Raw genomic sequence first — 17,577 nt, 5'->3', positions numbered from 1 at the left:
ATTGCCATGGCCGCACGACAGCTGCCACAAAAATGGGATGGTTTCCCGTATTGTGGAATGTAGGATTGGGAAACAATTCAAAGGAGGGCGGGGACATGCCGGGTGCGGGTCTTGGAGTGGTGTCGGGCGGCACGGTGACGGTGAAGCCGAAGAACAAGGGAACCAACAGCAACGTCCAGTCGCTGTCGCGGGCGCTCGGCATCCTGAACGTTCTCGCCGAGGCCGAGGAGGGCCATGCGCTCAGCGATCTGACGCGGCAGGTCGGCCTGGCACCGTCGACCGTTCACAGGTTGCTGACGACCCTGCAGTACGAACGCTACGTACGCTTCGACGGCCGCACCGGCCGCTGGAAGGTCGGTATCCAGGCCTTCCGCGTCGGCACCGCCTTCCAGCGCGCCCGGGATCTCGGCGATATCGCCAGGCCCTACATGCAGACGCTGATGGAGGAGAGCGGCGAGACCGCCAATCTGGCGATCCACGACCAGGGCGACATGGTTTACCTGGCCCAGGTCGAGAGCCGCGAGATGATGCGGGCGCTGGCGCGTCCCGGGGCGCGGGTGCACATGCATTGCTCGGCGATCGGCAAGGCGGTGCTGGCGATGATGGACGATGACGAGATGACCGAGATCGTGACGCGGCGCGGACTGGTGCGGATGACCGACCGGACGATCGACAGCCTGGCCGGACTCCGTGCCGAGCTCGCGCGCGTCCGCGAGACCGGCTACGCCATCGACGACGAGGAGCACGCGGCCGGACTGCGCTGCGTCGCGGCGCCGATCTTCGACGAGTTCTCCCGACCGATCGCGGCGATCTCGCTGTCGGGGCCGATTGTCCGCGTGCAACGCGGCGCGCTCGCCCATTTCGGCCACCTGGTCGGCCGCGCCGGGCGCCATGTCACCGAGGCCATTGGCGGTCGCTATCGCGCCGCGTCATGAGCCCGCGAAATGATCCCGCGGCGCGGCCGTTCCACATGGTGGGATTGTTATCCGTCGCCGCTTGACCCTGTTCGTTTCATGCGTTCAAGCTGATCGATAGAGATAAGCAAAAACCGTGGGAGGAATTTGCCATGTCGGAAAGGACATCCAGCAGTAAAGGGCGGTATCGCGAAGCGGTCGAAGGGGTATCCAGCGGCCGCCGCAAGTTCCTGAAGGCCACCACCATTGCCGGCGGCGCGGCACTGGCCCTCGGCGCCGGCGAGAAACTCGGCGCGCCGTTCATCCGCACCGCCAAGGCCGCGACCACGACCTGGCGCATCCAGACCTCGTGGCCGGGCGGCGAGGGGCTCAACGTCTTCAAGGCCTGGTGCGCCTCGATCGTCGAGAAGACCGGCGGCGAGCTTGCCATGCAGCCGTTCGGCGCGAAGGACGTGGTCGGCGACTTCCAGCTCTTCGACGCGGTGAAGAACGGCGTGCTGGACGCGATGAACCCGTTCACCCTCTACTGGGCCGGGCGGATGCCGGCAGCGGTGTTCCTGAGCTCCTACCCGCTCGGGATGCGCAACCCGCACGAATGGGACGTCTTCTATTACGGCCTCGGCGGCCTCGAGAAGGCGCGCGCCCTGTTCGCCAAGGAAGGCCTCTACTATGTCGGGCCGATCCATCACGGGCCGAACATCATCCACTCGAAGGTGCCGATCCGCTCGATCGAGGATTTCCGGGACCGCAAGATGCGGCTTCCGGGCGGCATGGTGGCCGAGGTCTTCCAGGCGGCCGGCGCCAAGACGACGCTGCTGCCCGGCTCGGAGATCTTCCCGGCGCTCGACAAGGGCACGATCGACGTCGCCGATTATGTCGGCCCGGCGGTCAACTACGATCTCGGCTTCCACCAGGTGACCAAGTACATCTCCATGGGGCCGCCAGGGTTCATGTCGCTGTACCAGCCGGTCGACTTGATGGACCTGACGGTCGGGATGGACGCCTGGAACGCGCTCTCGCCGCAGATGAAACAGTTCGTCGAGATGGAGGTGCACGTCTATTCCGACATGCATCATGCCGCGATCCAGAAAGCCGACCAGGAGGCCTGGAAGAAGTTCGACGAGGCCGGGACGATCGTTACCCGGCTCAGCGAGAGCGACGTGCAGAAATTCACCGAACTCGCCGTGCCGCGCTGGTTCGCCTGGGCCAACAAGGACAAGGCCGCGGCCGAGCTCTTCAAGATCCAGCTCGACTACATGATGTCCGGCAGTCTCGGCTACGTGACACCCGACCAGATCAAGGGCCAGAAGCTCGACCTCTGACCGTCGGGTCATGCATGTGCTTTGTGGTTTCGGGCGTGCGTGGGGGGAATCCCGGGATTCCTCCCGCGCCGTCGCGAACGTCCTGATCGGGGCCGGTTACAGATGCCTTCGCTGAATTTCGTCCTGCCGCACTGGCTGTACTGGGGCGGGCTGATCGTCTTCCCGCTGATCGCCATGTTCATCGCGCGGCGCCAGGACGCGCGCCGCTCCGGCGGCATCTCGCTCAGTTTCGCCTACCTGATGCTGGTCTGCGGCGGTTTCGTCGGCCTGCATCGCTTCTATCTGAAGAGCTGGCTCGGCGTCCTCTACGTCCCGCTCTTCATCATCATCCTGTTCGGCAATGTCGAGGAACGGACCGCCCGCGAGGGGCTGTCGGCGGCCCGCAACGACCAGCTGTCGGCGGAATTCCTGGTCGAGCGCGCGGAAGGCTTCGTGAAGGCCGGGCGCGACGGGGCGCCGGCGATGCTGGAGAAGGCGAGGGCCGATCTCGCCGATGCCGTCACCCGTCACGAGGCGGCGGACGCCGAGCTCGGCTTCTGGCGGAATGTCTCGCTCGGTGCCGCGCTGGTGATGCTCGCTGGGTTGATCCTCGACGCCGTCCTGCTGCCGCGGCTCTACCGCCGCTGCCGGGAGCGCGAGCCGCTGCCGGAGGGGCCGTCGGCGACCGAGCAGGCGATCCAGGCGGCCGAGGAGGCGCTGGCCGCCGGCGACCCGACCCAGAACGTCCGCTCGGGCTTCACCAACATCATCGACCGCCTGAACGGCTTCGTCGGGGAGTTCGTGAGCTACTGGTCGCTGATCGCGGTCTTCGTCTACTACTACGAGGTGGTCGCCCGCTATGTCTTCAACTCGCCGACCAACTGGGCCCACGAGGGCATGTTCCTGATGTTCGGCATGCAGTATCTGCTGTCCGGCGGCTACGCGCTGCGCGAGGACAGCCATGTCCGGGTCGACGTGATCTACGGCATGATGTCGGCCCGCGCGAAGGTGATCACCGATATCGTCACCTCGACGTCCTTCTTCATCTTCACCGGCACGCTGCTGGTCACGGGCTGGATCTTCGCGCATGACTCGATCCGGGTCGCCGAGGTGTCCTTCTCCGAATGGGGCATCCAGTACTGGCCGGTGAAGTCGATGATCGCGCTCGGCGCGGCGCTGATCCTGCTGCAGGGGATCGCCCGCCTGATCAAGGATCTGCTGTTGCTCCGCGGTCGGAGGGCATAGGCGATGGGCCTCGAAATCGAGATCGGCTGGCTGACACTGCTGATGTTCGGCTCGCTCGGCATCCTGCTGATGGCCGGCCTGCCGCTCGCCTTCGTCACCGGCGGACTGGCCTGCGTGTTCCTGTTCCTGTTCGGCAACGCGCAGATCCTGAACATCCTGCCGTCGCGGATCTTCCCCTACATGACCGACTACCAGCTGTCGGCCATCCCGCTGTTCATCTTCATGGCGGCGATGCTCGAACGCGCCGGGCTGATCGAACAGATGTTCGACGTCATCTACAAGCTGCTCGGCGGGCTGAAGGGCGGGCTGGCCGCGGCGACCATCATCGCGGCGACGATCCTGGCCGCCATGGTCGGCGTGATCGGCGCGGCCGAAGTGGCGATGGGCCTGATCGCGCTGCCGGCGATGCTGAAGCGCCATTACAACAAGGAACTGGCCTGCGGCGCGATCCTCGCCGGCGGCACCCTCGGGATCCTGATCCCGCCGTCGATCCTGGCGATCCTGTTCGCCGTCGTCGCCCAGCAGTCGGTCGGCGAGCTGTTCGTCGGCGCGGTCATTCCGGGCCTGCTGCTGTCGGGCATGTACATCCTCTATGTCGTCGGGCGCAGCTACATGAACCCGGCGATGGGGCCGGCGCTGCCGGTCGAGGAACGCATCTCGACGCGCGAGAAGATCCGGCTGGTCGGCGGCATGGCGGCGCCGATCATGCTGGTGATCCTGGTCCTGGGCGTCATCTTCTCCGGCGTCGCGACCCCGGTGGAGGCGGCCGGCATCGGCACCTTCGGGGCGCTGTTCGTCGCCGGCATGCACCGCCGGCTGTCGTGGCAGACGATCAAAGAGGCGGCGAACACGACGCTCAAGGCCTCCTCGATGGTGCTCTGGATCATCTTCGGCGCCTCGATCTTCGTCGGCTTCTACATCGTCAACGGCGGCCAGAAGTTCGTCACCGACGCGCTCGTCGGCACCGGCTTCGGACCGTACGGCATCCTGCTGATCATGATGATCATCCTGGTCCTGCTCGGGATGTTCCTGGACTGGGTCGGCATCCTGCTGCTGGCGGTGCCGATCTTCGCGCCGATCATGATGACGCTGACCTGGGACGGCCTGTTCGGCCTGCCGGGGGTGGCGCCGGCCGACGTGCCGCTCTGGTTCGGCATCGTCTACATGGTGAACATGCAGATGTCGTTCCTGTCGCCACCCTTCGGCTATGCGCTGTTCTACCTGAAGAGCGTCTCGCCGCCCGAGGTGTCGATGGCGGTGATCTTCCGCGCGGCCCTGCCGTTCCTGGTGATCCAGGCGATCGGGCTGTTCCTCTGCATCGTCTTCCCCGAACTGGTGCTCTGGCTGCCGCGTCAGATCTACGGCTGATCCGGGCGGATCAGTCGTCGGCCGGCTCGACCGGTGCGGCGGCCGCCCGGTTGCTGGCCCCGGTGACGAAGCGCCGTTTGGTCTCGAAGGCACGTTTCCAGGCCCTGGGCGAGCAGTTGCGCGGATCGCGTGGCGGCGACAGGGGCGTTGCCGCCGGTTCCGGCAGGATGGTCATGCCGTTTCCGGAAGTGGTGCCTTTGGTCGGTGCAGTCGGACGATTTCCCGCGAGTTCCATCGATGTCCCCATATCCTTCTGACGAGCCGCGCTTCGGTCCGGTTCGCGGGCGCCCGTTCCGGGCGCGGCCCACTGTGGCCGAGGAAACATTAACAAATGCTAACGTTTCGCTCCCTGTCGACACCGTGCCGCGCGAAAACGCGCGCTGCTCACCGTTCCGATGCCTGCCGGCGTGGCTGTGAAGACCGGCTTTGTTCGGACGGGAAACGTCCGCCACCGGCTTGTGGTTCCAGATGGGCATCAGGGAAAAAGCGTTCAAGACGCGCCGGCCGTGACGGATTGCCACAAGGCCGCCGGACGTCACGCGGAACGGTCGATCTTCCGCGCCCGTCGCGCCCCGATCCAGTGCGCGACCAGCCAGAGCGCGAGGCCGCCCACGATCAGCAGCAGCCACTGCCAGAGCGGCAGTTCGTGCATGCCGGCGCCGAGCAGGACCATCAGCACGGTCATCGGCAGGATGCCGATCGCGGTCGTCCAGAGAAAGGTCCACCAGGACAGCCTGGTCAGGCCGGCGGCGTAGTTGATCAGGTTGAAGGCGATCACCGGGATGAAGCGGCTGACGAAGAAGCTGCCGGCGCCATGCCGGGTCAGCCACTCGTCGACCAGGCTCCAGCTCCGCCGGGTCAGCATGCGGTCGACGAAGGGGCGTCCGAAGCGGCGGCTGAGCGCGAAGGCCAGCATGGCGCCGAGCATCGCGCCGACCCAGGTGATCACGGTGCCCCAGAGCGGTCCGAAGCACATGCCGTTGGCGAGCGCCACGAGTTCGGCCGGGAACGGCAGGAAGGAATGCAGCACCATCAGCAGGATGGCGGCGAGCACGCCCCATTCGCCCCAGGAGATCACGAGGTTCTTGAAGGCCTCGGGCGAGGGATCCTCGAACAGGCCGATGAACAGCACGACGGCGACGCCCCAGACGACGGCAACGAGCAGCGCGGCCCGGATGCTGGCATGCTGTGCGGCTGACAGTCGGCCCATCGGCCGGAACCTCCCGTCGTTCGGGGCGGGGCGCATGGCTGGAACAGCGCAACCCGACACTTCGTCCGTATCATGCCCGCCGCGGCCGGTCACCGCCCGGCGCGCCTCGCCGCGATCACGTGTGGGTGAGCGGGCAGGGACGTGGGCGGGGACGGGGGCGAGGAGGGGGCAAGAGGGCGGATGCGATCCGGCCCGCTGGCGGGAAGCTGCTGCCCGCCGGCGATCGCTCCTTGCGCCGCCGCGCCGGGCCTATATGACTATTCCGCGGTAGGGATCGGCGGCGACCCCCGGCAGGGCCGGCCGTCGCCGCGAACGCGTGAAGGAAGGCCGACATGGTTGCATTGTCCGTTCTCGAACTGGGGCGGGTCCGCGAGGGATCGGACCGCCGCACGGCGCTCGACGAGGCGCGCGATCTCGGCCGCCATGCCGAGGCCCATGGCTACCGGCGGATCTGGGTCGCCGAGCATCACAACATGCCGACCGTCACCACGGCGGCGACCGCGCTGGTGATCCAGCATATCGCGGCCGCGACCACGTCGATCCGGGTCGGCGCCGGCGGCATCATGCTGCCCAATCACGCGCCCTACGTGATCGCCGAACAGTTCGGCACGCTGGCGACGCTCTTTCCCGGGCGTATCGACCTCGGGCTCGGGCGGGCGCCCGGCACCGACCAGTTCACCCTGCGGGCGCTGCGCCGCGATCCGGCCAACGCCGACCGTTTCCCGAACGACGTGATGGAACTGCAGGCGTTCCTCGGCCCGGTGCAGCCCGGCCAGCGGATCGAGGCGGTGCCGGGCTCCGGCACCGAGGTGCCGCTCTGGATCCTGGGCTCGAGCCTGTTCGGTGCCCACCTCGCGGCCGAGCTCGGCCTGCCCTTCGGGTTCGCCTCGCATTTCGCGCCGGCGGCGCTCGACCGGGCGATCGCCATCTATCGGGAGCGCTTCAAGCCCTCCGAGCAGCTGGCGGAACCCTATGTGCTGGTCGGCGCCAACGTCATCGCCGCGGACACCGACGAGGAGGCGCGCTACCTTGCGACCTCGAAGCAGATGTCGTTCACCAACCTGATCCGCGGCGCCCGCAAGCTGACCCAGCCGCCGATCGACGACATCGACAACTACTGGTCGCCGCAGGAAAAGGCGCATGTCTCGGAAATGCTCGCCTGCAGCGTCATCGGCGGGCCGGCGGCGGTGCGCGACGGCCTCCACGCGCTGGTCGCGCGGACCGGGGCGGACGAGGTGATGGTCGTCTCGGACCTGTTCGACCCGGCGAAACGGCTCCACTCCTTCGCGCTCATCGCCGAGGCCGCGCAAGGGTAGGGGGCGAGAGCAGGGTGGGCGGAAACTGTTAATGTATGATTCACCTACTCAAAAACTAGGCCGAAAAGTCACGCCCGCCTTCGCCTAGGATCACATAGTCGATCGTCAGGTTGTTTGTCGTATCACCGCGAGTGTCGTCGGTGATCGCCAACCCCCGCGTTGCGGCATAAAGCCCGTTGACGTTGCGCCAAACAACTATTTCCCCAATTTGGGGAGTACGTACCCTCGACGAAAAATCGTAGACTTCAGCATCTCTTATGTCCGGGATTGAGAATACTCCCTTTGCGAGAGCCAAAGCCTGGATGCTCCCACTGTCTGAATAGACATGGATCGAGTTATTGCTGGCCTTCGTCCACTTGGTCTCGAAAAGGTGTTCTCCTTCGCCGATTGCGAAGACGTGGTTATTGTTCGTGTAGTCAAACGTTACCGAGCCATGCAGAGCAGGCGAGTGATAATTCGGTGGAATGTCGTCGGAGGGAAAGGTACGAGGTTTTGATCGGAAGACAATCTCATCGATATAAGCGACACAATCTGAGGGGCGCATCACGATGATTCCTAGCCCCTCCAATTGATCACGCTTCCGTAGGATACCCTTGTCGTCGGTAACGAAGATATCCCGCTTATCGAGCACATGTCCTGCCAAGTGTTCAATATCGTTGATCTTGTTGCTGTAACGGGAAGAATCCGGCGTCAGGCCCGGTGAGAGGATTTGCCGAATTTCTTCGTTAAGACGGCCCGACGTCTGGTGAGCGAAAAAATCCTCATCCCACCGGGAAACGTCCCAACGTCCGATGGACGGAATAACCGGAAACATCTTGAGCATCGCGATAAAAGCGCTGCGGCGCTCCTCGTTCTTGTCCTGCTCGAGGTCCGTTTCCAGCCGGGTCGTGACCGAGATTTCTGCTTTTCCGTCAAACGCATAGCAGACGAGCTTCTCAATTTCAGAAACTGATGTCGCGGAGCGACTTTCACGGTCGAAAAGGTTGATGAAACAATTAGTGTCGAAAGTTATACGCGGTCGATTCATACGTCGATCATCCCCTCTCTTGTCGCGATAGTAACTGCATACAGTTCGAGCGCGATATCGAATCGACAGTTTAGGCAATCGTCGGCGCTTATGCTGTTCAATGATGGGGCAGTCGTCGGCGGTAATCGGTCGCAATTTCGACCAATAGAGAACTGTCGGCGGCAAATGACGGTAAATGGCGGATGGGGTGGGATTCGAACCCACGAGACGCGCTAACGCCTGCCGGTTTTCAAGACCGGTGCCTTCAACCGCTCGGCCACCCATCCCGCCTGTCCGGTGCCGCGACATTCGGACGAACGGCCCCCATATAACGGGATGAGGGAAGGCCGTCCAGCGCTCCCCCGCGTCCCGGCCCGGGCCCGTTCACGTTTGCCCCCGGGCCACCGCGCCGGCGCCGGTCGCCCGCCCCCCGGGCGCTGTCGGTTGCAGTTTCGGCGTCGTCATCGCCCTTGATCACGATCAAGGCGGGTCGCCGCACGCATTGCCATAGTGTTTCCGAGAACGCCCCAGGCGACGTCGCGAACAGCGGCGCAACGAAACAGGCAAAGAACAGGAAACGACATGACCATCAAGAGCATCCTCGTCCATTGCGACAACGACAAGTTTTTCGCCAAGCGTCTCAACATGGCGGCCAACCTGGCGCAGGCCCACGACGCCCATGTCGTCGGCCTGTTCGTGATCACGCCGGTGCAGATGCCGACCTACGCGGCGGTGCCGATCTCGCAGGAGATCTGGGACATGGTCCGCCAGCGCAGCGAGGAGGCGGCGGCGAAAGCCAAGAAGAATTTCGAGGAGCTGACCCGGCGCGCCGGCGTCTCGGCCGAATGGCGGCTCCGCGAGGGCCCGCTCGCCGACCTGATTGCCGACCATGCGCTCTATGCCGACCTGGTCTTTCTCGGCCAGGCGGGCGAGCCGCAGGAAACCGGCTATGTCGATTTCGACCTGACCGGCGACGTCGCCTTCTCGAGCCGCCGGCCGGTCATCACCGTGCCCTACGCGGGGAAGAGCGAGACGATCGGCAGGAATGTCCTCGTCGCCTGGCGGCCGACCGCGGAATCGAGCCGCGCCGTCCATGACGCGCTGCCGATCCTGCAGAAGGCCGAACGGGTCGTCGTGCTGACCGTCAATTCGAAGGACGAGGGCGACCTGCCCGGGGCCGACATCAGCCAGCACCTCGCCCAGCACGGCGTTCGCGCCGAGGTCCGCAAGGCGGTCGCCCAGGACATGGAGGTCGGCAACGTCATCCTGAACGAGGCGGCCGACCAGAACATCGACCTGCTGGTGATGGGCGCCTACGGCCACTCGCGGACCCGCGAACTGGTCTTCGGCGGCGCCACGCGGCACCTGCTGCACCACATGACCGTGCCGGTCTTCATGTCTCGCTGAACGGAGGCGCACGGCAGGACGGATCCCGGGCGCGGCGGCAACGCAGGCGTCACCGGGGTCCGTCGCCGATCGAACCATGGACAAGAAAACCCAGGCCCACATCTGGTACGCCGTGCTCGCCGGGATCGCGATCCTGCTGGTGCAGGCCGTGTTCCAGCAAAGCCGCGAGCCGGTCGTCGACATCCCCTACAGCAGCTTCGTCGCGCATCTGGAGAACGACGAGATCGCCACGGTCGATATCCGCGGCGACCGCATCCGCGGCCGGCTGAAGGACGGCGCGGCGGCCGAGCACCCGCTGTTCGCGGTCAACAGGGTCGACCCGGCGCTCGCCGACCTGCTGTCGAAGCACGGCGTCGAATATTCCTCGATCCCCGAGGACACCATGCTCGGCAACCTGCTGTCGTGGCTGATGCCGATCGTGGTCTTCTTCGCCATCTGGTTCTTCCTGTTCCGCCGGGTCCTCGGCAACCAGGGGCTCGGCGGGGCGCTCAGCGTCGGCAAGAGCAAGGCCAAGATCTATGTCGAGCGCGACATCAGGGTCAGCTTCGACGATGTCGCCGGGGTCGACGAGGCCAAGGACGAGCTCAAGGAAATCATCGACTTCCTGCGCGATCCGGCGGGCTACGGCCGGCTCGGCGCGCACATGCCGAAGGGCATCCTGCTGATCGGCCCGCCGGGCACCGGCAAGACCCTGCTGGCCCGGGCGGTCGCCGGCGAGGCGGGCGTCGCCTTCTTCTCGATCAACGGCTCGGAATTCGTCGAGATGTTCGTCGGCGTCGGCGCCGCCCGCGTCCGCGACCTGTTCGAGCAGGCCCGCAAGCAGGCCCCCTGCATCATCTTCATCGACGAGCTCGACGCGCTCGGCCGGGCGCGCGGCGCCTTTCCGGGACTGGGCGGCCATGACGAGAAGGAACAGACGCTGAACCAGCTGCTCGCCGAACTCGACGGCTTCGACGCGAGCGGCGGCGTCGTCCTGCTGGCCGCGACCAACCGGCCCGAGGTGCTCGACGCGGCCCTGCTCAGGGCCGGCCGCTTCGACCGGCAGATCCTCGTCGACCGGCCCGACAAGCTCGGGCGCGAGGCGATCCTCGAGGTCCATCTGCGCAAGGTGACGCTGGCCGACGACGTCTCGCCCCCGGCGCTCGCCGCGCTTACCCCCGGCTTCACCGGGGCGGATCTCGCCAACCTGGTGAACGAGGCGGCGCTGATCGCGACCCGGCGCGGCGGCACCGCCGTCACCATGGAGGATTTCACCGCCGCCATCGAGCGCCTGATCGCCGGCCTCGAGAAGCGCAACCGCCTGCTGAACGAGGACGAGCGCCGGGTCGTCGCCTACCACGAGATGGGCCATGCCCTGGTCGCGCTCACCCTGCCGGGGGTCGACCGGGTGCACAAGGTCTCGATCATCCCGCGCGGCATCGGCGCGCTCGGCTACACGATCCAGCGGCCGACCGAGGATCGCTACCTGATGGGCGAGCAGGAACTGCGGGCCCGGATGGCCGTGCTGCTCGGCGGCCGGGCGGCCGAGGGAATCGTCTTCGACCATGTCTCGACCGGCGCCGCGGACGATCTCGTCAAGGCGACCGACATCGCCCGGGCCATGGTCGTGCGCTACGGCATGAACGGCACGCTCGGCAATGCCGCCTACGAATCCGAGGCAGCGCCGTTCCTCACCCCGGTCCCGGGCATGGTCGGCCCGAGCCGCCATTACAGCGAGGCGACGGCGCGGGAAATCGACGTCGCCGTCCGCGAACTGGTCGAGGGCGCGCTGGCCACCGCGCGCGCCGTGCTGCGCCGGAACCGGGCCGTCCTGGACGAAACCGCCGCCCGGCTGCTCGCCCGGGAAACGCTGTCCGCCGACGACCTGGAACCGTTCCGGGCGCGGCTGGAACAGCCGGCGCCGGCGACCGCGGCCTGACCGGCCGGCAGGATCCGCCGGCGCCCTTCAGGAAGGAGACCGACGATGACACGACTGCTCAGGACACGACTGCTCAGGACACGACTGCTCAGGACACTGGCGCTCGGCCTGCCGCTCGGCCTCGGGGCCGGGATCATCGCGGCGCAGGCCCAGGCGACCTGGGAGATCGACCTGGCCGAGGAGGTCATGGCCGCCGAGAATTGCGACGTCGAGTATCTGAGCCACGTCGTCGAACGCGAGATCGACGGCAAGCAGCTCGTCATGGTCAAGGTTCACTGCCGCGACGCGCGCGCCTTCGATGCCATGCGGCCGGACGAGTTCGAACTCTTCCAGTTCAACGAATGCCGGAACGTGAACGAGGAAGCCGAGTGCTGATGGCGCCGCCGGGCGACCGCCTCAGACCTCGGTCGGGCCGCCCGCCTGGCGCCAGGCGGCGAACCCGCCGGCGATGTGGCAGACGTTATCGATTCCCATATCCGTCAAGGTCTTGACGGCCAGTGTTGAACGCCCGCCCGAGGCGCAGAAGAGGACCAGCCGCTTGCCGCTCGACAGTTCCGGGCGGTGCATCGGCCCTTCCGGGTCGGCGATGAACTCGAGGAATCCGCGCGGCGCGGAGACGGCGCCGGCGATCGTGCCGCCCGACTGGCGCTCAATCTGTTCGCGGACATCGACGAAGGCGACGTCGGGCCGACCGTGCAGGGCGAGGGCGTCCTGCACGGAAATCGTTTCGATGGACGCGTTCGCTTCCGCGATCAGCGCCTTGAAGCCCCGCTTGATCATTCCCAGCTCCTGTCAGGTTCGTTCCGCCGACGTTGCGTTGGCCCCGCCTGTTATGGCACAAGGCGCAAGGACGACGCTAGGATGGTACGATGATCGCAACCCGCCGCCGCTCGCTTGCCCTTGCCGTGCTCTTCGCCGTTGCCGCCTTTCCGGCAGCCGCCGCGGAGCCCTTTCCCGACTGGCTCCAGGCCCTGCGCGCCGAAGCCCGCGAGAAGGGGATATCCGAGGCGACGCTCGACGCCGCGCTCGCCGGGATCGAGCCGATCCCGAGGGTCGTCGAACTCGACCGCAAGCAGCCCGAATTCACGCTCACCTTCCAGCAGTACATGGAACGGGTCGTGCCCGAGGCGCGGATCCGCAAGGGCCGCGAGAAGCTGGCCGAGAACCGCGCGGCGCTGGAAGCGGTCGCCCGCGCGCACCAGGTGCAGCCCCGCTTCATCGTCGCGCTCTGGGGCATCGAGACCGATTTCGGCCGTGTCACCGGCGGCTTCAAGGTCGTGCAGGCGCTCGCCACGCTCGCCTACGACGGGCGGCGCAGCAAGTATTTCCGGGGTGAGCTCCTGAATGCGCTCACCATTCTCGAACAGGGCCATATCGCGCCCGAGGCGATGGTCGGCTCCTGGGCCGGGGCGATGGGCCAGAGCCAGTTCATGCCGTCGAGCTTCCTCAACTTCGCCGTTGATGAGGATAGCGACGGGCGCAAGGACATCTGGACGACGCCGCTCGATGTCTTCGGCTCGGCCGCCAACTATCTCCGGCGCTCGGGGTGGAAGGACGACCAGACCTGGGGCAGGGCGGTCCGCCTGCCGGCCGGCTTCGATCCCGCGCTCGCCGACCTGAAGGTCGTCAAGCCGCTGGGCGAGTGGCAGGCGCTTGGCCTGCGACGGGCCGACGGTGGCGACCTGCCGACCCGCCAGCTGCCGGCCTCCGTGGTCCTGCCGGCGGGCGAGGGCGGCCCTGCCTTCCTCGTCTACGACAATTACCGGACGATCCTGAAATGGAACCGCTCGACATATTTCGCGATGGCCGTCGGCCACCTTGCCGACGCGATAGGCGACCGCTAGACTACCATATCCTCGTATCCATTCCGGGCAATGATACAAGATAATGTATTTTGATCGTTTCGGCTCCGTCGCCGTCGCCGCTTCTTTCGTGCTGCTCCTCGGCGGCTGCGCCGAGTTCCAGCTGGCAACCCACGCCGCGAAGAACGTCTTCGACGACGGCGAAGCCACCGCCAGCGCGCCGTCCGGCGGGCAGTACAAGGTCGGCAAGCCCTATCAGATTAACGGTGTCTGGTACTATCCGAAGGTCGATGCCAGCTATGACGAGACCGGCATCGCCTCCTGGTACGGCGACGATTTCCACGGCCTGCGCACGGCGAACGGCGACAGTTTCGACATGAACGCGCTGACCGCCGCGCACAAGACGCTGCCGATGCCGACCAAGGTGCGGGTGACCAATCTCGAGAATGGCCGTTCGCTGGTCGTCACGGTGAACGATCGCGGGCCGTTCGTCGCCGGTCGCATCATCGACGTCTCGCGGCGGACCGCGCAACTGCTCGATTTCGAGCGCCAGGGCACGGCCCGGGTCCGGGTGCAGCTGGTCCGCGATGGCGGTGACGGCGGGACGGTGATCGCGAAACCGGTGACGCCCGAGGTCGAGCGCAAGGCGGTCGCCGCGGCGCCACGCATCGATGTCGCCTCGGAAACGCTGGCACCGCCGAGCGGGGTCACGACCGCCCCGTCGACCCCGGTTCGCAGGCTGCCCGAACCGGCCGCCGAACAGCAGGTCGCCTCGATCGAGGCGACGCCGCCGCAGGGCAGGGCGACGGTCGCCGAGCAGGTCACGGTGATGCCGATCCATCCGACCGCGCTCTATGTCCAGGCCGGCGCCTTCAGCGACTACCAGAACGCCGAACGGCTGCGGATCAGGCTCGGCGGTTTCGGCCGGACCGAGGTCACGCACGTGCTGATCGACGATGTTGATTTCTACCGGGTCCGCATCGGCCCGGTCGCCAGTGTCGACGCGGCGGACGGCCTGCTCGTCCGCGTCATCGGCGCCGGCTATCCGTCGGCGCGCATCGTCGTCGACTGAGAATCGCGGCCGCTCCCAATTTTGGACCCATTCTCAGGCGAGCATGGCGGCGGTGAAGCGAAGACTAGGCTTTGGGGAGAGGTTATGGGATCGACATTAATCCGCCATGCCGGCGCATTGCTGATCGCGGGCGCGCTCTGCGCGCTGGCGGCGCTGCCTGCATCCGCCTTCGAGACCGCGGCGCGGCATGCCATCGTCACCGACGAGACCACCGGCCAGGTATTGCTCGAACGCGACGCCGACAGCCTGATGGCGCCCGCCTCGATGAGCAAGCTGATGACCGTCTACATGGTCTTCGAGCGGCTGGCCGACGGCACGCTGTCGCTGGACGACACCCTGCCGGTCAGCGAGAAGGCCTGGCGCATGGGCGGCTCGAAGATGTTCGTCGAGGTCAACAGCCGGGTATCGGTCCGCGACCTGCTGCACGGGATCATCGTGCAGTCGGGCAACGATGCCTGCATCGTCGTCGCCGAGGGCCTGAGCGGCAGCGAGGAGGCCTTCGCGCGGGCGATGACCGACCGCGCCCGGGAACTCGGGCTGGAGAAGAGCACCTTCCGGAACGCCACCGGCTGGCCCGATCCGGATCACCGGATGACCGCCCGCGAACTGGTCGAACTCGCGCACCTGCTGATCAACAAGTTCCCGCAATATTACAAGATCTTCGGCGAGACCTCGTTCACCTACAGCGGGATCAAGCAGGGCAACCGCAATCCGCTGCTCTACAAGAGTATCGGCGCTGATGGCTTGAAGACCGGCCACACCGAGGAATCGGGCTACGGCCTCGTCGCCTCGGCGACGCAGAACGGCCGGCGCGTCACGCTGGTCCTGAACGGCCTCGACAGCGTCAAGCAGCGCTCGGCTGAATCGGAGCGCCTGATCGACTGGGCATTCCGTAACTTCGACAATTACGAACTCTTCGAGGCAGGCGAAACGGTCGAGGACGCGGCCGTCTGGCTCGGCACCGCCGAGACCGTGCCGCTCGTCCTCGAGGAACCGCTGGTGGTCACCCTGTCGCGCGACGATCGCCGCGACATGACCGTGAAGGTGGTTTACGACGCACCGGTACCGGCACCGATCGCCAGGGGGGCGCAAGTCGCGACCCTGGTCGTCTCGGCGCCGGGCATCGGCCAGATCGAGCGGCCGCTGCTGGCCGCCGCCGATGTCGAGCAGCTCGGCCTCGTCGGCCGTCTGACGAGTGCCGTGAAGAGCATCATCTGGGGTAGCGCCGGGCTCTAGGCCGCGCTAGAAGCGGGCCATGAAACGCGGCAGGTTCATTACCCTCGAGGGCGGCGAAGGCGCCGGCAAGTCGACCCAGTCCCGGCGCCTGGCGAGCTGGCTCCGGGGCCGCGACATCGACGTCGTGGAAACCCGCGAACCGGGCGGCGCGCCGGGCGCCGACGCGATCCGCGCGCTGCTCGTCACCGGCGAGACCGGGCGCTGGACGCCGCCGGCGGAAGCCCTGCTCCATTACGCGGCGCGGGCCGAGCATCTGGCCCGCAAGATCCTGCCGGCGCTCGACGCCGGGCAATGGGTGCTGTGCGACCGTTTCGCCGATTCCACCATGGCCTACCAGGGCTACGGCCACGAGCTCGGCCGGGCGCCGATCGAGGCCCTGGAGGAGTGGGTCGTCGGCGCCAGCGGGCGGCCCGACCTGACCCTGATCTTCGACATCGCGCCCGAGGCGGGCCTTGCCCGGGCCGGCCGGCGGGGCGGGGCGGAAGACCGCTACGAGCGCATGGACATTGCCTTCCATGCCCGGCTCAGGGACGGCTTCCTCGATATCGCGCGGCGCGAGCCGGAGCGCTGCGTGGTCCTCGATGCCGGGCAGCCGGAAGCTGAGGTCGCCGCCCGTGCCGTCGAGGCCGTGGCCGGGAGGCTGTTCCGGTGAGCCGCGTTCTCGAAGAAGCCGAAGTCCCGGAATCGAACCGCCTGGAAGGCTTTCTCCATCCACGCGCCAACCCGGCATTGCTCGGCCACGAGGCGGCGGAAGCGGCATTCCTCGCCGCCTGGGCGAGCGGCCGCCTGCCGCATGCCTGGCTGATCGCCGGTTCGCGCGGGATCGGCAAGGCGACGCTCGCCTATCGCGCCGCGCGCTTCGTGCTGGCCGAGGATGCCGGGCAGGGGGGCGCGCTGTTCGGCGAGGCGGCCGCCCCGACGACCCTCGCGGTCGCGGCCGACAATCCGGTCTTCCGGCGGGCCGCCGCCGGCGGTCATGGTGGGCTGGTCACGCTCCGCCGGGAATGGGATTTCGACAAGAAGCGCCACTTCACGGCCATCCGGGTGGGCGATGTCCGCAAGCTCGCGCCCTATTTCGGCCAGACCCCGGCCGAGGGGCGCTGGCGGGTCGTCGTCGTCGACAGTATCGACGACATGAACGAGAACGCCGCCAACGCGCTCCTGAAGATCCTCGAGGAGCCGCCGGCACATTCGCTCTTCCTGCTCGTCTCGCACCAGCCGGGCCGGCTCCTGCCGACGATCGTCTCGCGCTGTCGCAGGCTCGCCCTGCAGGAACTGCCCGACGCCACCGTCGAGGCGCTGCTGGCCGAACTGCAGCCCGATCTCGGGGCCGACGAACGCCGTGCCCTTGCCGGCCTCGGCGAGGGCAGCCCGGGCCGCGCGCTCAGCCTTGCCGGTGCCGGCGGCCTCGGTCTCTATCGCGAACTCGTGGCGACCTTCGACGCGCTCTCGCGCGGGCGGGAGGAGGCGGCCTTCAAGCTCGCCGCCCGGGCCACCGGCAAGGATGCCGAGACCCAGTTCAACCTGCTCGTCGACCTGATGGACGGCTGGTTCGGCCGGATGATCCGGGCCGCCGCGTCGAACGGGACCGTGCCCGACATCGTCCCCGGGGAAGCCGCCGTCGCCGGGCGCTTCCTCGCGGTCGCCGATCATGGCCGCTGGCTCGACCGCTGGACCGAGGACGCCGCCTTCCTGGCGCGCGGCGACCGGCTGAGTCTTGATCGACGGAACGCGATCCTCAATATCCTCCTTGGCATTTCCGCCACCCTTCGCCCAGCCTGA

The 17,577-nt window shown here is 67.1% G+C and carries 17 protein-coding genes and 1 tRNA gene; 13 read left to right on the top strand and 5 right to left on the bottom strand.

Translation table 11 applies throughout. The features are described 5' to 3' along the window. Positions 1 to 95 precede the first annotated feature (95 nt). The 4 genes from OCH7691_RS11635 to OCH7691_RS23510 all read left to right on the top strand — a co-directional run bounded on the left by OCH7691_RS11635 (position 96) and on the right by OCH7691_RS23510 (position 4,828). Entirely contained in the window at positions 96 to 935 is an 840-nt protein-coding gene (locus tag OCH7691_RS11635; protein ID WP_176245024.1) for an IclR family transcriptional regulator, read from the top strand. A 131-nt stretch (positions 936 to 1,066) separates the two neighbouring features. After that, positions 1,067 to 2,236, top strand: coding sequence for a TRAP transporter substrate-binding protein DctP (gene dctP / locus OCH7691_RS11630; protein ID WP_085883716.1), 1,170 nt, complete (start codon positions 1,067 to 1,069; stop codon positions 2,234 to 2,236). 102 nt (positions 2,237 to 2,338) lie between these two features. Next, complete coding sequence (locus OCH7691_RS23515) at positions 2,339 to 3,460, top strand: TRAP transporter small permease subunit (RefSeq protein WP_217807942.1); 1,122 nt, start codon at positions 2,339 to 2,341, stop codon at positions 3,458 to 3,460. 3 nt (positions 3,461 to 3,463) lie between these two features. Next, positions 3,464 to 4,828 (top strand): TRAP transporter large permease, encoded by a 1,365-nt coding sequence (locus OCH7691_RS23510; RefSeq protein ID WP_217807941.1) that lies wholly within the window; start codon positions 3,464 to 3,466, stop codon positions 4,826 to 4,828. A 10-nt stretch (positions 4,829 to 4,838) separates the two neighbouring features. Here the strand turns inward: OCH7691_RS23510 and OCH7691_RS23275 are convergent, their stop codons facing one another. Continuing rightward, complete coding sequence (locus OCH7691_RS23275; protein ID WP_176245023.1) at positions 4,839 to 5,003, bottom strand: hypothetical protein; 165 nt, start codon at positions 5,001 to 5,003, stop codon at positions 4,839 to 4,841. 360 nt (positions 5,004 to 5,363) lie between these two features. Next, positions 5,364 to 6,038 carry a TVP38/TMEM64 family protein gene (locus tag OCH7691_RS11620; protein ID WP_176245022.1) on the bottom strand — a complete coding sequence of 225 codons (675 nt, stop codon included), beginning with the start codon at positions 6,036 to 6,038 and terminating at the stop codon, positions 5,364 to 5,366. A 332-nt stretch (positions 6,039 to 6,370) separates the two neighbouring features. Between OCH7691_RS11620 and OCH7691_RS11615 the strand changes: the two genes are divergently transcribed. Further along, positions 6,371 to 7,354: an LLM class flavin-dependent oxidoreductase gene (locus tag OCH7691_RS11615; protein ID WP_085883714.1), complete on the top strand. Its 984-nt coding sequence runs from the start codon at positions 6,371 to 6,373 to the stop codon at positions 7,352 to 7,354. A gap of 55 nt (positions 7,355 to 7,409) precedes the next feature. Here OCH7691_RS11615 and OCH7691_RS11610 read toward each other — a convergent pair whose 3' ends face one another. Together OCH7691_RS11610 and OCH7691_RS11605 are read right to left on the bottom strand one after the other, a co-directional pair. Further along, positions 7,410 to 8,381 (bottom strand): PIN domain-containing protein, encoded by a 972-nt coding sequence (locus tag OCH7691_RS11610; protein ID WP_085883713.1) that lies wholly within the window; start codon positions 8,379 to 8,381, stop codon positions 7,410 to 7,412. A 176-nt stretch (positions 8,382 to 8,557) separates the two neighbouring features. Next, positions 8,558 to 8,647: transfer RNA gene (locus OCH7691_RS11605), tRNA-Ser, on the bottom strand. 295 nt (positions 8,648 to 8,942) lie between these two features. On the opposite strand from OCH7691_RS11605, the gene OCH7691_RS11600 reads away from it, so the two are divergent. The 3 genes from OCH7691_RS11600 to OCH7691_RS11590 all read left to right on the top strand — a co-directional run bounded on the left by OCH7691_RS11600 (position 8,943) and on the right by OCH7691_RS11590 (position 12,060). Next, the gene (locus OCH7691_RS11600) at positions 8,943 to 9,767 is read left to right on the top strand and encodes a universal stress protein (RefSeq protein WP_085883712.1); all 825 of its coding nucleotides are present in this window, start codon (positions 8,943 to 8,945) and stop codon (positions 9,765 to 9,767) included. A 76-nt stretch (positions 9,768 to 9,843) separates the two neighbouring features. After that, a complete protein-coding gene (gene ftsH, locus OCH7691_RS11595) occupies positions 9,844 to 11,685 on the top strand; it encodes an ATP-dependent zinc metalloprotease FtsH (RefSeq protein ID WP_085883711.1) in 1,842 nt (613 codons plus the stop codon). 45 nt (positions 11,686 to 11,730) lie between these two features. Beyond that, a complete protein-coding gene (locus OCH7691_RS11590; protein ID WP_085883710.1) occupies positions 11,731 to 12,060 on the top strand; it encodes a hypothetical protein in 330 nt (109 codons plus the stop codon). Between the two features lie 21 nt (positions 12,061 to 12,081). On the opposite strand, the gene OCH7691_RS11585 is transcribed toward OCH7691_RS11590, so the two are convergent. Beyond that, a complete protein-coding gene (locus OCH7691_RS11585) occupies positions 12,082 to 12,465 on the bottom strand; it encodes a rhodanese-like domain-containing protein (RefSeq protein ID WP_085883709.1) in 384 nt (127 codons plus the stop codon). Positions 12,466 to 12,554: 89 nt separating this feature from the next. Here OCH7691_RS11585 and OCH7691_RS11580 point away from each other — a divergent pair, with 89 nt between their 5' ends. The 5 genes from OCH7691_RS11580 to OCH7691_RS11560 all read left to right on the top strand — a co-directional run bounded on the left by OCH7691_RS11580 (position 12,555) and on the right by OCH7691_RS11560 (position 17,577). Further along, the gene (locus tag OCH7691_RS11580) at positions 12,555 to 13,529 is read left to right on the top strand and encodes a lytic murein transglycosylase (RefSeq protein ID WP_085883708.1); all 975 of its coding nucleotides are present in this window, start codon (positions 12,555 to 12,557) and stop codon (positions 13,527 to 13,529) included. A 43-nt stretch (positions 13,530 to 13,572) separates the two neighbouring features. After that, positions 13,573 to 14,559: a septal ring lytic transglycosylase RlpA family protein gene (locus OCH7691_RS11575; RefSeq protein ID WP_085883707.1), complete on the top strand. Its 987-nt coding sequence runs from the start codon at positions 13,573 to 13,575 to the stop codon at positions 14,557 to 14,559. An 84-nt stretch (positions 14,560 to 14,643) separates the two neighbouring features. Beyond that, positions 14,644 to 15,795, top strand: coding sequence for a D-alanyl-D-alanine carboxypeptidase family protein (locus OCH7691_RS11570; RefSeq protein ID WP_085883706.1), 1,152 nt, complete (start codon positions 14,644 to 14,646; stop codon positions 15,793 to 15,795). A gap of 19 nt (positions 15,796 to 15,814) precedes the next feature. Beyond that, complete coding sequence (tmk, locus tag OCH7691_RS11565) at positions 15,815 to 16,447, top strand: dTMP kinase (RefSeq protein ID WP_085883705.1); 633 nt, start codon at positions 15,815 to 15,817, stop codon at positions 16,445 to 16,447. After that, entirely contained in the window at positions 16,444 to 17,577 is a 1,134-nt protein-coding gene (locus tag OCH7691_RS11560) for a DNA polymerase III subunit delta' (protein ID WP_085883704.1), read from the top strand. The genes tmk and OCH7691_RS11560 overlap by 4 nt, the downstream gene beginning before the upstream one ends.

The sequence above is a fragment of the Oceanibacterium hippocampi genome, assembly GCF_900172325.1.
In the GTDB taxonomy this organism is placed as follows: Bacteria; Pseudomonadota; Alphaproteobacteria; order Sneathiellales; family Sneathiellaceae; genus Oceanibacterium; species Oceanibacterium hippocampi.
This window is presented reverse-complemented; position numbering and strand designations above follow the sequence as displayed.